The sequence below is a fragment of the Nonomuraea sp. CA-143628 genome (assembly GCF_050942315.1).
Classification (GTDB): Bacteria; Actinomycetota; Actinomycetes; order Streptosporangiales; family Streptosporangiaceae; genus Nonomuraea.
The window spans coordinates 13,630,050-13,643,524 of the sequence record NZ_CP192072.1 but is presented as its reverse complement, the minus strand read 5'-3'; the positions used below and the strand labels follow the sequence as shown (position 1 = coordinate 13,643,524).

12 protein-coding genes are annotated in these 13,475 nt (G+C 68.3%); 4 read left to right on the top strand and 8 right to left on the bottom strand.

Annotated elements, in window-relative coordinates; all coding sequences use genetic code 11:
• Positions 1–87 precede the first annotated feature (87 nt).
• The 3 genes from ACQP2T_RS62615 to ACQP2T_RS62605 form a co-directional block, all read right to left on the bottom strand.
• Positions 88–1,266, bottom strand: a complete 1,179-nt coding sequence (locus ACQP2T_RS62615; protein WP_433514037.1) for a calcium-binding protein — start codon at positions 1,264–1,266, stop codon at positions 88–90.
• Between the two features lie 505 nt (positions 1,267–1,771).
• A complete protein-coding gene (locus ACQP2T_RS62610) occupies positions 1,772–2,158 on the bottom strand; it encodes an SCO5389 family protein (RefSeq protein ID WP_433514036.1) in 387 nt (128 codons plus the stop codon).
• 77 nt (positions 2,159–2,235) lie between these two features.
• Positions 2,236–3,177, bottom strand: coding sequence for an ArsA-related P-loop ATPase (locus ACQP2T_RS62605; RefSeq protein ID WP_433519998.1), 942 nt, complete (start codon positions 3,175–3,177; stop codon positions 2,236–2,238).
• Between the two features lie 72 nt (positions 3,178–3,249).
• Here ACQP2T_RS62605 and ACQP2T_RS62600 point away from each other — a divergent pair, with 72 nt between their 5' ends.
• On the top strand, positions 3,250–3,777 hold the full coding sequence (locus tag ACQP2T_RS62600; protein WP_433514035.1) for a tetratricopeptide repeat protein: 528 nt from the start codon (positions 3,250–3,252) through the stop codon (positions 3,775–3,777).
• 505 nt (positions 3,778–4,282) lie between these two features.
• Here the strand turns inward: ACQP2T_RS62600 and ACQP2T_RS62595 are convergent.
• Both ACQP2T_RS62595 and ACQP2T_RS62590 read right to left on the bottom strand, forming a co-directional pair.
• Complete coding sequence (locus ACQP2T_RS62595) at positions 4,283–5,074, bottom strand: class I SAM-dependent methyltransferase (RefSeq protein ID WP_433514034.1); 792 nt, start codon at positions 5,072–5,074, stop codon at positions 4,283–4,285.
• A 140-nt stretch (positions 5,075–5,214) separates the two neighbouring features.
• A complete protein-coding gene (locus ACQP2T_RS62590) occupies positions 5,215–5,778 on the bottom strand; it encodes a TetR/AcrR family transcriptional regulator (RefSeq protein ID WP_433514033.1) in 564 nt (187 codons plus the stop codon).
• Between the two features lie 76 nt (positions 5,779–5,854).
• On the opposite strand from ACQP2T_RS62590, the gene ACQP2T_RS62585 reads away from it, so the two are divergent.
• The 3 genes from ACQP2T_RS62585 to ACQP2T_RS62575 all read left to right on the top strand — a co-directional run bounded on the left by ACQP2T_RS62585 (position 5,855) and on the right by ACQP2T_RS62575 (position 11,302).
• On the top strand, positions 5,855–7,078 hold the full coding sequence (locus ACQP2T_RS62585; protein WP_433514032.1) for an MFS transporter: 1,224 nt from the start codon (positions 5,855–5,857) through the stop codon (positions 7,076–7,078).
• Between the two features lie 33 nt (positions 7,079–7,111).
• Positions 7,112–10,264 (top strand): NACHT domain-containing protein, encoded by a 3,153-nt coding sequence (locus ACQP2T_RS62580; protein WP_433514031.1) that lies wholly within the window; start codon positions 7,112–7,114, stop codon positions 10,262–10,264.
• Between the two features lie 147 nt (positions 10,265–10,411).
• Complete coding sequence (locus tag ACQP2T_RS62575) at positions 10,412–11,302, top strand: lipase family protein (RefSeq protein ID WP_433514030.1); 891 nt, start codon at positions 10,412–10,414, stop codon at positions 11,300–11,302.
• 71 nt (positions 11,303–11,373) lie between these two features.
• On the opposite strand, the gene ACQP2T_RS62570 is transcribed toward ACQP2T_RS62575, so the two are convergent.
• The 3 genes from ACQP2T_RS62570 to ACQP2T_RS62560 are packed head-to-tail and all read right to left on the bottom strand — an operon-like array spanning position 11,374 to position 13,474.
• Positions 11,374–11,784 (bottom strand): RrF2 family transcriptional regulator, encoded by a 411-nt coding sequence (locus tag ACQP2T_RS62570; RefSeq protein WP_433514029.1) that lies wholly within the window; start codon positions 11,782–11,784, stop codon positions 11,374–11,376.
• The gene (locus ACQP2T_RS62565; protein WP_433514028.1) at positions 11,784–12,638 is read right to left on the bottom strand and encodes an ABC transporter permease; all 855 of its coding nucleotides are present in this window, start codon (positions 12,636–12,638) and stop codon (positions 11,784–11,786) included. Before ACQP2T_RS62565 ends, ACQP2T_RS62570 begins: the two co-directional genes overlap by 1 nt.
• Positions 12,639–12,685: 47 nt before the next feature.
• Positions 12,686–13,474, bottom strand: a complete 789-nt coding sequence (locus tag ACQP2T_RS62560; protein WP_433514027.1) for an ABC transporter ATP-binding protein — start codon at positions 13,472–13,474, stop codon at positions 12,686–12,688.
• Position 13,475: the final 1 nt, after the last annotated feature.

The following is a 13,475-nucleotide window of genomic DNA, read 5'->3' as shown; positions in this document are numbered from 1 at the left end:
GTTCTCCTCAGCGAAACCTGCCACCACGTCGCCGGCGCCCAAGCCGGAGTCGAAAGTAACGGCGCCAACGACCACGGCGCCAGGGGGCTAAGACAGCTTGGCCTCGCATTTGTCCTGATCTTCGTACTCGACCGACTGGCAGGTATCGGTGCCCGTGTCGTAGGTGTATTCGCGGGCGTGGTCGATGCCTCTGTCGCCGACAAGCCGGTCGCCGTCCGCGCCGCCGTACAAATAGTCGTTGCCGTATATCATGCCGGAATCGTTGTAGTCGCCGTAGAGCTTGTCCGCGCCCGCGCCGCCGTAAAGCCAGTCGCTGCCCCCGTGGCCGTATATTACGTCGCCCCCACTGCCGGGGCCGCCGTTCAGCGTGTTGTCCTCGTCGTTGCCGACGAGGACGTCGGCCTTGTATCCGCCGTAAATATCTTCCACATCGTTCGGGATGTTTTCCTGTTCGCCCGCGATGCCGTCGTCGGCGACGCCATTCAGAGATGCCTTCACCGGCTCCCCCTTGTCCGCGTAGCTCACCACGTCCTGACCGCTGCCGCCGGCGTAAGTGTCGATGCCGACTCCGCCTCGCAGATCGTCGTCGCCCGGGCCTCCGGTCAGGCTGTCGTTGCCGTCCGAGCCCTCCAGGAGGTCGCCACCGTCCGCGCATTCCTGCGCGCAGCCGCCGAAGAGCTGGTCGTTGCCATTGTCGGGCTTACCTTGGCTCGTGCGGACGTCGTCCGGGCTGAGACCACCAGTGATCCACTGCACTCCGGGGCCGCCGTATATGACGTCGTTCCCGGAGCCGCCGTAAAGGCGGGCGTGCGTCTTGCTGCTCGTGGGCAGCAGGTTGATGATCGTATCGGCGCCTTCGTGGCCGTCGACGTCCAATCCCGTGGGAGTGCCGCTCCGCCCGCATTCAACTTCGTTAGCGGTGATGGCGATGCAGTCGCCGAGCGGCATTATCGGGTAGTTCTCATCGGCGACACGCACCCGGCCGTAGGCGGCCGGGGTGATGGTGATGCGGTTGGCTCCGTAACTTCCATCGATAGTCAGCGTGGTCCCGACCACACCGGCGTAGCCCGCGGGTGGATCCGTGTCGGCCATCGCGACGGCCGGTGAGACTAACACCATGCCGGATACCAGTGCCGCAGCGCCGAGCCATGGCATCCTCTTCCGCGTACCGCGCTTCGCTGTGCGAACTTCCTGCTCTCGTGTGTTCGCGGCGGGTTTTCTCTTCGCCCGCGAGCCGAAAAGTGCTGCGGGGACGATCTTATTCACGTGAGCTCCGATTCTATGACTGACAATGCGGGCACGGCGGATGGCAAGCTCAGCGTTTGATGGTCGTTCGGCAGCGGTGTTCCGACCACGAGCCTGCGTCGCCTGCTGCGATGAATTCGAGGGTAATATTCACCCGAAATGCTGATCTGGTCAGCCGATCACACGAGCCGCAATTCCTCTGAGCTGGGCGTCGCGCCGCCTCATGACCACTGGCGTCGTCACGACACTCACACACTCGGGCATCGCTTCTCCTATTTGGCCACGGCCGATGAGGGAGGAGGTTATGGGGCCGCTCTTCCGTTCCTCTTCCGCTCCGGTTCCGTACCGTTGACCATTGCGCCTGTCGGCGACCGGTGCGCGTGTCCTCGTCCTTCCCGGCGGATCAGGCTGGTGGCTCGTATCGGCCTTGGCTCGGTACGAGGTCACCAGCAAGGCGCACGAGGTCATCATCCAGGCGCAAATGGAAAGTGGCGGGCCGGGAGAACCGGCCCGCCACAGGGGGGAATCAGCAGTCCACCAGCTCGGGTTTCTGGTTGAGGATCTGTGCGCGCGGCGTGACGAACTCTCGCCAAGCGTCCGCGGCCGACGGAGCGAACACCGCCACCCGGTGGCAGTTCTGGAAGGCCAGGCGGACGCCGAAGTGGCGCTCCAGCGCCCCCCGCATCGCGTCACTGGCCAGGCAGCGCAGGAGCTGGCCGCGGGCCTCCTCGGACGGCGGCGGCACCTGGTTGTCGGCGAAGTCGGCGCCGGTCCTGTCACGGTGCTGGACCAGCTCGCTGATCACCGACCAGGCGTACGGCAGGGATTCGCGGACGCAGACGATGAACGCCGCGTCGTCGACCTCGCCGGCTCTGGCCTGATCGAGTAGATCGTTCGGAACGGTCAGCGACATGCTGTCTCCTCTCAACGGGGATTGATGCGAACGCTAGGCGGGCTCGGTACGAGCTTCCAGATGACCGGAGGGGACAGTCATGTGGTCGGCCGGCCGCCGTAGACGAACTCCGGGTCGATCTGGTCGGCCAGGTCGAGGCCGGTCTTGGCGTTGGCCCAGGAACGGGCGTTGCGCAGGTGGAACTCCTCGGTCTGGCGGCCGAAGCGGGCCCAGTCCTTGTCCTGCGCGTCGAGGTGCTTGCGCAGGATGGCCAGCGCGTCGGCGTTGGCGGGCTCGAGGTCGTCGAGGGAGAAGCGGTGGCCCTGCTCCATCGCGCGTACGGCGGAGGAGTGCTCCATCCACGTGAGCAGGTCGTCACCCACCTGGCCGTGCAGGAAGTCGACGTCGGACGGGCCGTGCACCTTGTTGCCGATCACGGCCAGCGGCACGTCGTAGTCGGCGGCGTAGTCACGGTATTGCCGGTAGACGCTGACACCCTGCCTGGTCGGCTCCGCGACGAGGAACGTCAGGTCGAAGCGGGTGAACAGGCCGGAGGCGAAGGAGTCGGACCCGGCGGTCATGTCGACCACCACGTATTCGCCAGCGCCGTCGACCAGGTGGTTGAGCAGCAGCTCGACGGCCCCGACCTTGGAGTGGTAGCAGGCCACGCCCAGGTCGTCCTCGCTGAAGGGGCCGGTGGCCATCAGCCGCATGCCCTCGGGCGTGGTGACCGCGAACTCGCTGGTCGCCAGGTCCTTGAAGCTCAGCAACCGGGAGCCGCGGCCCGGCGGGGTCGTCTTGACCATGGCCTGGGCGGAGGGGATGCGCGGATTGTCGCCGCGCAGCAGCTCCTTGATCTCGGTGAGCCGGGAGCCCAGCGCCTCCGGCGGCTCCTCGACGCCCAGCACCAGCGCCAGGTGCTGGTTGATGTCGGCGTCCACGATGACCACCGGGCCGCCCTGGCTCGCCAGGTATCTCGCGAACAGCGCCGACATCGTCGTCTTGCCGCTGCCGCCCTTGCCGACGAACGCCACTTTCATAAGCACCCTCCCAATGATGATTATGAAAACCGTTACCGTTTTATGTCGCGCTCATCATGCCACACTGAGTGCGTGCATGACGATGAATTGGCACAGGTCGCGGGGTTGCGCGAGACGGGCGAGCGGGACGACGAGCTGGCGCGGGCCGTGGGGTTGCGTGCGGCGGGCAAGCGGGACGAGGCCCGGGAACTGCTGGTGGCGCTGGCCGCGCGGCATCCCGATGACGCTGAGGTCGCCTACCAGACCGCGTGGGTGCACGACGCGCTCGGCCTGGAGGCCGAGGCGGTGCCGTTCTATGTGCGCGCGCTGGCGGGTGACGGGCTGAACGCCGAAGACCGGCTGGGCGCCTTCCTCGGCCTGGGCAGCACCTACCGGGTACTGGGGCGGGTGGCGGAGTCGCTGGCGACGTTCGAGCGCGGGTTGGCGGAGTTCCCCGGCGACGCGGGGTTGCGGACGTTCAGGGCTATGGCGCTCTACAACGCCGGCCAGGCCCGCGAGGCCGTCAGTACGCTGCTCACGGTCGTCGCCGAGTCCGACCGGGCGGGCGGCTACGCCAGGGCCATCTCGTACTACGCCGCGAACTTGGACGAGACGATCTGAGGCCCGCGCCCGGCTTTTCGCCGGTGTCACAGGGCCTGGAAACGGCCGGGAAACAGGCCGCCGAGTTCGATCACCTTCATGGCCGCGAACCAACCGCCACGACGTGCGCGCAGCTACATCGGCACAGGAGGCGGGAATGGCTTCTCCGCGGCACCTGACCTGGTCCGTTTCGCGCATGCTCTGCTGAGCCACAAGCTGCTCAACCCGGCCTGCACCGCCCTCTACGTGAGCGGGAATTCCCAATGAACTGGACCTCGGCCATTCTCTGCAATCACCACCTCGACCCCGCCGACTTCGCCGCGATCATCGACCTGGAAAGGCGGGCCATCACCGGTGTGACGTGATGGATCGTGACGACTGCACGGACACGGCACCGTCCACCGCGACGGGCAGCCCGGATCGTCTTCGGGGGAATACGGCTCAGCGAGGTTAGGGGGGTCGGGCTGGCACAGCGCTCCACTTGGCCGTTCGGAGACACGGCCGTCTCGGCCGGTCCGCGGCTGGGTCAGCCCGGCTTGACCGCCAGCGTCGCAAAATAGTGCGACATGTAGTGAGCGGATGCGTTGGATTGGTGCGGTGCTTCTGCGAAGCGGGTGACGACGAACCCTGCGGCGAGTTGCCCGCCGATCTGGTCGGTGAGGGTGTGACTGTATTCAAGAGGGGCATCCGCGCCGAACTTCGTGGCGCGTTCCTCGGCGGAGTACTGCGTGACATCGCTGTAGGGCAGCTTGTGCACGACGACCAGCTCGCCGCGCTCGTCGAGCGCCTCGTGGTCGAACAAGTACACATCAGGGTTGAGGAAGCCCACGAGCAGAGTTCCGCCCGGCCGCAGGACGCGGAAGCACTCACGCCACATTGGGGCCAAGTCTGGTACGAATACGTTGGATACCGGGTGGAATACGACGTCGAATGTTGCGTCGCCGAAGGCGCTGAGGTCGCGCATGTCGCCTAGGACGGTGCGCAGCTCGAGTCCGTCGCGCGCCGCCACCATCTGGTCCTGGCCGAGCTGGCGGGGCGAGTTGTCGAACACGGTGACCCGCGCCCCTGCGGCAGCGAGGATCGGACCCTGCTGGCCACCGCCGGAGGCCAGGCACAACACGTCCTTGCCGGTCATGTCCGCCGGCAGCCAGGAGCGGTCGACCGGCTCATGCCCGATGAGAACGATCGACCAGTCGCCCGTGCGGGCGCGTTCGACATCCTCAGTACTCACCGGCCTCGACCACTCGTTGCCCTCATGGACATACTTGTCCCAGGCTGCCCGATTATGGGCGACAGGGTCGACAACAATGTCCTGCATGTTTAACTCCCTGCTTCAGCCAAGCGGACACCAACGGTACTGACAGTTCGGTGCCGCATTGACCCGGTTGGTGCCTTCGGTTGGTGCTGACCTGGCCAGGGCGCCCTGGCGCGGCACGCCGTTCCCGCACCACCGTCGTTTCAGCGGGGACGGAGGCCGTCGAGGGCGACCTCGATGTACCGCCGCCAATCGCCCGCGGCGTTGCGGATGACCGCTGCCAAGCCACAGATGACCATGTTGACGTCCCCGGCCGTCACGTCCTGCCCGACCGTGCCGCGCGCCCGCGCCCGGTCGATCAGCTCCGCGACGATGGCGAGCAGCGCCTCGCGGGTCTTGTCGCGCGGCTCGGTCGAGCCCATGGCCTTCTCGATGACCTCGGACATGCCGCGATCACCGGCCAGCACCTCGCCCACATGGCGCAGGAACCTGGCCAAGCCTTGAGCCGGATCGTCCGTGTCGGCGAGCCGGCGGGCGGTGGCGATGAGGTCGGCGGCCCGGTGCTCGGCGATGGCCTCGATCAGGGCCTCTCGGGTCGGGAACTTGCGGTAGAGGGTCCCGATGCCGACGCCCGCCGCCCGTGCGATCTCCGACATCTGCACGTCGTAGCCGGACTCGGCGAACAGCGCGCGAGCCGCCTCCAGGACGCGATCTCGATTGCGCTCGGCGTCGGTACGCGTCTTGCGGCGGGTCTGCGGAGTTGACATCCCAAACGATCCTCTGCCTAGACTTCATGCGGAATCCGGATTCCTTATTCCGTATTATGCATGAGAGGTCAACGCCATGCCGACGTTCCCACTAGATTCCAGGCGGTCGACCGGGCAGGCCCTACTGGTGTGGGGGTTGCTGGTGGTAGCGGCGAACCTACGGCCGAGCTTGACCGGTGTCGGGCCGTTGCTGGATCGCGTACAGGCCGATCTGGAGTTGGCTCCGGCCGTGGCGGGGCTGCTGAGCACGCTGCCGTTGCTGGCGTTCGCCGCGGTATCGCCGATGGTTCCGCGACTGGCGGCGAGGTGGGGACCCGAGCGGCTCCTCTGGGGTGCGCTCGTGGTGCTGACGCTCGGGATCGCGGTCCGGTGGGTACCGACGGCGATCGGGCTGTTCGCGGGAACCGTGCTGATCGGGGCGGGCATCGCCGTGGGCAACGTGCTGCTGCCGAGCCTGATCAAGCGCGACTTTCCCCTCAAAGTGGGACTGCTGACCAGCGCGTACGCCACTGTGATGGGGGCCGTCGCCGCGGTGGCCTCCGGGGTGGCGGTGCCGATCAGCCAGGTCGCCCCTGGCGGCTGGTACACCGCGTTGGGTTGCTGGATCGTGCTCGCGCTGGTGGCTGTCGTGCTGTGGTTCCCACAGGTGAGGACTTCGCGGCGGCCTGCCTCGGAGGCGATTCGCGGGCACCGGTTGCCATGGGGATCGGCGCTGGCGTGGGCGGTCACGGCGTTCATGGGGCTGCAGTCGCTGGGCTTCTATGTCGTCGTAACGTGGTTGCCGCAGGTATTCCAGGACAGCGGAGTAAATGCGGTCGCGGCGGGATGGCTGCTGTTCGTGTTCCAGGCGGTCGCGGTGTTGACCAGCCTGGCGGTGCCCGCCGCGCTGCGGTGGGCACGTGACCAACGCGCGGTGGCGACGGTGAGCTCGGTCGTTTTGCTCGTCGGCTACCTGGGACTTCTGGTGGCGCCGGGGTGGGCGTTGCTGTGGAGCGTCGTTCTCGGGCTGGGTGGCGGAGCCTGCCTGGTGCTCGCCCTGGCCTTCCTCAGCCTGCGTGCCAAGGACGCGACCATGGCGGGCGCGTTGTCAGCGATGGCGCAGTCGATCGGTTACCTGCTGGCCGCCGCCGGACCGGTGATTTTCGGGCTGCTCCACAGCGTCAGTTCCGGGTGGCACGCACCGATCATTCTGATGTGCGGCGCTGCGACCGGCCAGGTGATCGTCGCGATGGTGGCCGGCCGAGGCACGGTGTCGCCGGCCGACGGCCAGGCACCTCACAGGAGTACTGGACTCTGTTGATCCAGGCGGGCTCCAGCCCTGATCCTTGTGCACATGAAGGGTCGTGGGGCGGTGTCGCGGGTCACGCTGGCGGCCGCGGGCGTCGCGCTGGGCCTGGTGAGCAACATGGCGACCGGCACCGTCGAAGTGGACGCGTGGTGGTGGAAGCCGCTCACCTGGGGCCTGACCGGCCTGTTCGGCCTGGTCGTCGTGATGGGCGCACTTGGCGCGAGGAAGGTCGCCGAGGTCACGCCGGTGGAGCCCGCGCTCGCCCAGCTCAGGGCGTTGGTGAACGACCAGTGGCGCAACGAGGCCACCCGGGTGCTGGGGCTGGGGCTGGACCCGATGCCCGTACGGTGGAACCTGCGCGACAAGGTGCGCTTCATCGACGGCCCGCGCATCGGAGGGGAGATCACCTGGTCGGGATCGGGTGATCAGATCCAGGAGCTGGCCGACCGGTTCCGCGTGTCGGGCCGCCGCCTGGTCGTGCTGGGCGGACCCGGCGCCGGCAAGACGACGCTGGCGATCCAGCTCGTACGCGAGTTGCTGAAGAGCCAGGACGGCTCAGTACCGGTGTTGCTGACGATGAACGGCTGGGACGTCAAGGCGTATCCGTACTTCGAGGATTGGCTGGTCGACCAGCTGGAGCAGACCTATCAGGCGCTGCCCGCGTACGGCAAGGACGTGGCGCGCCGGCTCTTCCGCGACGGCAAGATCGTGCCGGTCCTCGACGGGCTGGACGAGATGCCGGCCGCCTCGTTACCCGGGGCACTGGCCGAGCTGAACCAGGGGCTGCCCGCGGAGACCCAGCTCGTCCTCACCAGCCGTACCGCCGAGTACACCGCCGCCGCGCAGGCGCTGGGCCGGGCCGCCGTGGTCGAGGCGGAGCCCATGTCGGCCGCTGCCGCCGCCGACTACCTGGACGGCATCCTCGCCCGGACCACCCCGAATCCCGGCTGGGCACGTCTGCTCGGCCGGCTGCGCGACGACGGGCCGACGCCGCTCTCCGAGACCGTGTCCAGCCCGTTGGGGCTGTGGCTGCTGCGCACCGTCTACGGACCGGCCGCCGATCCGTCCCGGCTGCTCGACCCCGCCCGCTTCGCCACCGCGGCCGAGCTGCGCGCCCATCTGTTCGACCGGCTCGTCCCGGCGCTCATCGAGGCCCGGCCTCCCGCACAGAAGAACGAGGCCGACCTGTTCCGGCCCAGCCGCGTCTACCGGCCCGAACAGGTCACCCAATGGCTCAGCTACCTGGCCGCGCTGCTCGACCGCACCCCCGTCGAGGCCGAGGCCGTACCTCTGGGCGGCAAGAGCATCGGGGTCAGGGACTTCGCCTGGTGGCGGCTCGCGGCCTTGACCATGCACCGGCCGCCCCCAGGGCCGGGAGTCATGTTCCTGGTGCTGGTGGCGAGCGTGGCCTGGGGAGGGGTGCTCGCCACACTGGCGCTGGACGACTTCACATGGTGGTACCTCGTCGGCGGCCTGGGGATCATCACCATGTATCGGGAAAGGTCCGGCGACCCGTCTTGGGCGCGTGACCGGCCCGGTTACGCCGACCTGCGGATCAGGCGGCGGATCTTCTCACTGCTCAACAAGCTGCTGGCCGGCTTCTCGATCGCGAGCGGGATAGCGCTTGGGTCCGCGCTGGTGGGCGGCGTCGTGCAGGCGGTGGTCAATCTCATCGCGGGCGACGCGGTCACAGACGGGCTGGTGGGGGCCTTCATCGTGGCGGTGGTGTTCGGGCCGGCGATGGCGCTCGTCTTCATGACGGACGCGGTGGCCGAGTGGGCCGAGAATCCGGTGATGGACGGGCAGGCCAGCACGCCGCTCACGAGCTGGCGCGCGGACCGCAGGCTCAACCTCGTACGACTGCTCGCCGGAGGGGCGCTCGGCGCGATCATCGGCGCGGCCCTGATCGGGGCGACGCGCGGATCCGCGGCCGAGATAGCGGTCGCGACCCTGGTCGCGGCCATGGCCGGCATGACGTCCGGGCTCGTGTCAGGGAAGCACCACGCCTGGCCGGTCTACGAGCTGGCCGCCTTCCGCCTGGCACGGCGGGGGCGGCTGCCGCGGCGGTTGATGGCGTTCCTGGACGACGCGCACCGCCTCGGGTTGCTGCGTGCGGTCGGGCCGCTCTACCAGTTCCGGCACGCCGAGTTCCACGACCATCTCGCCGGGCGTGGGACGCCGGTTACCGCCCCCCGGCAGGCCATCACGCCCCGTCCGCCCGTGCCCCGCCGCGCCGGTCGGGTGGTCACCCCCGTGCCCTTGCGTACGATCGAGACCCCTCGAAAGGTCCACAACCTCGCGTTCAGCCCGGACGGCACCCGCCTGACCTGGACCGGCGAGGGCACGACCACCCTGGCGGACCTGACCGGCAGCCCCGAGCGCGTCTTCCGTCACAGCGGCCGCCTGATCGCCCGCCTGCTGGACACGGGACCGATAACGGCGATCAGTCCCGACGGCCGGCTGATCGCCTTCACCAGGGAACGCCTGGACCTCAGGGACTTCGACGCCATCGCCGGCAAGATCTGGATCGCCGACCTCGCCACCGGCGCCGAGCTCGTGGAGCTCGGCAACGACGGCCGCGTACAGGCGATGGCCTTCAGCCCTGACAGCGCCCGCCTGGCCGTCAGCGACACCGAGGCCGCCACTCGCATCTGGGACGTGACGGACGGCACCGAACTCCTGCGCATCGCGCACCTCGGCGGCCCTCCCGGCCTCGCCTTCAGCCCCGACGGAACCCGCCTGGCCACCGCCTCCTCCAGTTCCTGGGGACGCGACCGGACCTGGGAGGCGGAGATCTGGGACTCGGAGACCGGCATAGCGCTGCTGCGGCTGCACGAATCGGATACCGAACTGTTCTCGTGGACGCGTGACGTGGCGTTCAGCCCCGACGGGGGCCTGCTGGCCACCGCGGGCTCCGACGCCACCCGCGTCTGGGACGCCGGCTCCGGCGCGGCCCTCGTCACGCTGCGCGAGCAGGCCCGGCGCGTCGCGTTCAGCCCTGACGGCACTCTGCTGGCCGCCGCCGGCTACGGTTCCGACGTCCGGCTCTGGGACGTTGGGGACGGTACGGAGGTATGGGAGATCCTGCGGATCCCGCACGGCCAGTGGTCCACCGCGGCGGCCTTCAGCCCCGACGGGCACCTGTTCGCCACCGTCGCGGAAGACAAGATCATCCAGTTGTGGGAGCTGTCTGGCTGACGAGGAGTGACACCCATCGGGTTGTCGGTCTGGATGGACATGGCATGGATAAGCCCAAAACCTATGCACTCATGAGTAGCGCTGAACCGGGGTGGTTAGGTTCACGGCGATCGCAATCGACCGTTCCGACATCACCAAGGAGCACCGGTGCCCAACGGAAACGAGATGCCACTCAAGGTTCCTCCCGGCTATGACCTGGACATCGCCCGAACCTGTTCTTTCGTCGTCAACGTAGCCTGCGAGATGTGTGAGCAATGGAAGGCCGCGGGCAAGCCGAGTGCTCCCACGTTCTCCTGGACGCCCTCGGACAGCTGCCCTATCACCGGCCCGGCGTTCCCGCTTGACCAGTGGAGGTTCCGCGGCCCGTTCTGGAGCAGTTTTACCCCGGTCGTCAAGAAGATCGCGGAGCCCTTCGCGATCTTCGCCTACGGGCCTGACAGCAGCACCGTGTTCCTGGCCTTTCGCGGGTCCCAGACGGACGACGACTTCATCATGGACGGCAAGACCGATTTGGTGCCCTATGACCCGCCGACGAGCACGCCCATCAGGAACACCCAGGTGGAGAAAGGGTTCAACGACGTCTTCAACGGTTTCGACCAGGGCGCCTTCGCGGCCGAGTTGTCGCAGATCGCCGAGAGCGGCGCAAGGCTCATCGTGACCGGGCACAGCCTCGGCTCGACCCTGGCGACCCTGCTCGTTCCGCTGGCCTGCTCGGCGGGAATATCCGTCGCGAAGATCCTGCATTGCAACCAGGCCAGCCCCAAGGTCGGGGAGTCGAATTTCAAGGACTACTACAACGGCCTGCGCGTGCAGACGTTCCGGCTGGTGAACTTCTTCGACAAGGTGCCGAAGCTGCCGTCGGGGCCGTATGAGGCGGTCGGCGTCGAGGCCCTGTTCGGTGCCGACTACCCGACCGAAGGGGAATGCCACAATCCCTGCTGTTCGTACTCCTACGCCCTGTTCAACCCAGACACGCCCTACAACCAGGGCATTGATACGTGCATGTCCCAGTCGAATCCTGACATGCGCATTCCCTGAAACGCCTGGGCACCAGCGGCATCACATCGCCGACAGATCGACTGCCGTGTCCAGCACCGCATAAGACCTGACTAGCGGGTGCTGGGGCGGGTGGCGGAGTCGCTGGAGACGATCTGCGCGAACGTGACCTCCGTGAGCAGGCGTTCCTCGTGCTCGCGCAGCGCGCTCCAGACGTCGGCCAGCGGGCCCGCGACGCCCGGGTAGCCGCCGTGCGCGGGATACTCGGGCTTGCCCTCGATGACCGCGATCACGTCGGCGAGCGTGATGTCGTCCGCCGGGCGGGCCAGCCAGTAGCCGCCGTCAGGGCCGCGCAGGCTGTGGATGAGTCCGGCCCGCCTGAGCTGCAGCAGGATGTTGTCGAGGAAGCGGCGCGGGATGTTCTGGGCCGAGGCGATGCGTTCGGCCGGCACCGGTCCCGGCGGTGCCGCCGCTAATTCGGTGACCGCCCGCAGCGCGTAATCGGTTCGCGCGGAGACCCGCATCACACCGGATTGAGGCCCCAGCGCCGCCGTAGGGCGCTGTCGGCGGCCTCGAACAGCATGTCGATCACGATGCCGATCACCAGGATCACGATCATCGTGCCGATCAGTCCCGGCGAGTCGGACAGTTCCCGTGAGATCGCCAGCTGCTCGCCGAGTGACGACTGGTACGCGATGATGACGAGCAGTTCGCCGGCCATCAGCGAGCGCCAGGCGAACGCCCACCCCTGCTTCAGCCCGGCCAGGAACGACGGCAGCGACGCGGGCAGGATCACGTGCCGGTAGAGCTGCAATCGCCGGAACCCGAGCACGTGCCCGGCCCGCAGCAGCAGCGGAGGCGTGTAGTCGACACCGGTGATCAGGCCGTTGGCGATCGACGGGGCGGCACCCAGGATCACCACAAAAGTGATGGCGCTCTCGGTCAGCCCGAACAGCAGGATCGCGAACGGGAACCAGGCGATCGACGGCATGGTCTGCAGGCCGGTGATCAGCGCGCCGAAGGCGGCCCGCAGCACCTTCACCCGCGACACGGCCGCGCCGACGACCAGGCCCACGAGCACGGCCAGCGCGAAGCCGGTGACGGCCCGACGCATGGTGGTCGCCACGGCCTGGTAGAACTCGGGGTCGCCGAGGCGGTGCCCGAGGTCCTGGAAGGTAGTGATCGGTCCGGCGAAGACGTATTCGGGCCAGCGGCCGCTCAGCACGACCAGCTCCCAGGCGACCAGCACCAGCGCGACCGCGGTCAGCATCGGCCAGAGCCTCGCCCAGATCCGGGACGCCACTCCGGCACGCTGCTCACTGGCCAGCTCCAGCGCGTCGAGCCCGGCGAGCTGCCGCGCGTGCGTGTCAACGGCCATCGTTCGCCTCCCTGCCTTGAGCGGTCCTGCGTCGAGCGGCCCAGTCGTCAGTGGCCATGGCGGATGACCTCTTCCTTCAGCCGGTCGGTGATCTTCGCGGCCAGCTCGGCGACCTCCGCGGAGTCGGTGCGGCGGGGCCGGGCGAGCTCGACGGGGAACTCCTCGACCACGCTGCCGGGACGGCTGCTGAGCAGCACGACTTTGTCGCCGAGCCGGACGGCCTCGCGGACGTTGTGCGTGACGAACAGGACGGACAGCGCCCGCTCCCGCCAGATCCGTTCGAGCTCGTCGTGCAGCAGGTCGCGGGTCATCGCGTCGAGCGCCCCGAACGGCTCGTCCATCAGCAGCACCGCGCCGTCCGTCGACGAGGATGAGGATGACTGGGCGAGCGCGCGGGCCAGGGCGACACGCTGGCGCATGCCGCCGGACAGCTCATGCGGGCGCTTCTTCCCGAACCCACCTAGATGCACCATCTCAAGGAACTCGGCCGCCCTCGTACGACGCTCGTGTTTGGCCAGACCCTCGCCGCGGAAGGCCATCTCGACGTTGGCCGAGACCGTGAGCCACGGAAACAGCGCCGGCTCCTGGAACATCATCGCGACCCGTCGCCCGGTCGTGGAGATCTCCCCCTGTGTCGGCCGGTCGAGCCCGGCGACCAGCGAGAGCAGCGTGCTCTTGCCGCAGCCGGAGGCGCCCAGGAGGCAGACGAACTCGCCGGGCCGTACCGACAGTGAGACCTTGTCGAGGGCGAGCAGCCCGTTGCCGCCGTGACCGTAGACCTTGGAGACGGCCTCCAGCCGGACCGCCGCCGTACGATCGACCACCTGCGTCGTCATG

Excerpts from the sequence above, each read along its gene's own strand:
- ACQP2T_RS62565 (WP_433514028.1), bottom strand. The coding sequence starts at position 12,638 with ATGGCCGTTGACACGCACGCGCGGCAGCTCGCCGGGCTCGACGCGCTG.
- ACQP2T_RS62585 (WP_433514032.1), top strand. The coding sequence starts at position 5,855 with ATGCCGACGTTCCCACTAGATTCCAGGCGGTCGACCGGGCAGGCCCTA.
- ACQP2T_RS62595 (WP_433514034.1), bottom strand. The coding sequence starts at position 5,074 with ATGCAGGACATTGTTGTCGACCCTGTCGCCCATAATCGGGCAGCCTGG.
- ACQP2T_RS62590 (WP_433514033.1), bottom strand. The coding sequence starts at position 5,778 with ATGTCAACTCCGCAGACCCGCCGCAAGACGCGTACCGACGCCGAGCGC.
- ACQP2T_RS62580 (WP_433514031.1), top strand. The coding sequence starts at position 7,112 with ATGAAGGGTCGTGGGGCGGTGTCGCGGGTCACGCTGGCGGCCGCGGGC.
- ACQP2T_RS62560 (WP_433514027.1), bottom strand. The coding sequence starts at position 13,474 with ATGACGACGCAGGTGGTCGATCGTACGGCGGCGGTCCGGCTGGAGGCC.
- ACQP2T_RS62610 (WP_433514036.1), bottom strand. The coding sequence starts at position 2,158 with ATGTCGCTGACCGTTCCGAACGATCTACTCGATCAGGCCAGAGCCGGC.
- ACQP2T_RS62605 (WP_433519998.1), bottom strand. The coding sequence starts at position 3,177 with ATGAAAGTGGCGTTCGTCGGCAAGGGCGGCAGCGGCAAGACGACGATG.
- ACQP2T_RS62570 (WP_433514029.1), bottom strand. The coding sequence starts at position 11,784 with ATGCGGGTCTCCGCGCGAACCGATTACGCGCTGCGGGCGGTCACCGAA.